This is a genomic window from Vibrio sp. 2132-1 (assembly GCF_033344315.1).
Window position 1 is genome coordinate 1 of record NZ_JAWPON010000866.1, and the last position, 517, is coordinate 517.

Annotated in this window: 1 protein-coding gene; it reads right to left on the reverse strand. The window is 46.8% G+C overall.

Features of this window, described 5'->3' with window-relative positions; translation table 11 throughout:
• Positions 1 to 213: 213 nt before the first annotated feature.
• On the reverse strand, positions 214 to 517 hold a 304-nt coding region (locus tag R8N47_RS28450; RefSeq protein WP_318186514.1), incomplete at its 5' end, for a TolC family protein.

Below are 517 nucleotides of genomic sequence, written 5' to 3' on the forward strand. Positions count from 1 at the left end.
AGCAAGCCGACCCATCTGCTGTTGTTCATGTTGTAATCCAGGGGTTACCGAGGTAACGTAACAAAATATTTCAGAGCCGGCATTATACAACCGAGAGAGGGTATAGGTGGTAGAAATATTTGCCTCACAAACTAAGAGGCCATCTAAGTGGCCTCTTTTTAACCGATTTAACGGCATCCGTTGTGATGCAAAGGTGTGAGGCTTGTAAGAAACCTAACCTTTGGCATTCGTTTCGGGTTGTGCTTCTGGTTGTAGCGTCCAATCACCACCAAGTGATTTGTAGAGCGCAATCGTAGCTTGTGCGGTTTGCAACTTTGCCGCGACTTGCTGATCTTGCATCATGCGTTGCTGACGTTGCGCATCTAAAACTGATAAGTGATCAATCAAGCCTGCTCGGTACAGTGACTTGGCTTTGTTGACGACGTTATTGGTGGCTTTCAATGCATCATCGATTCGGCGCTGATTTTCTTGGCTGCGACCATAAGTAAACAGCGTGGATTCGGTTTCTGCCAAAGCC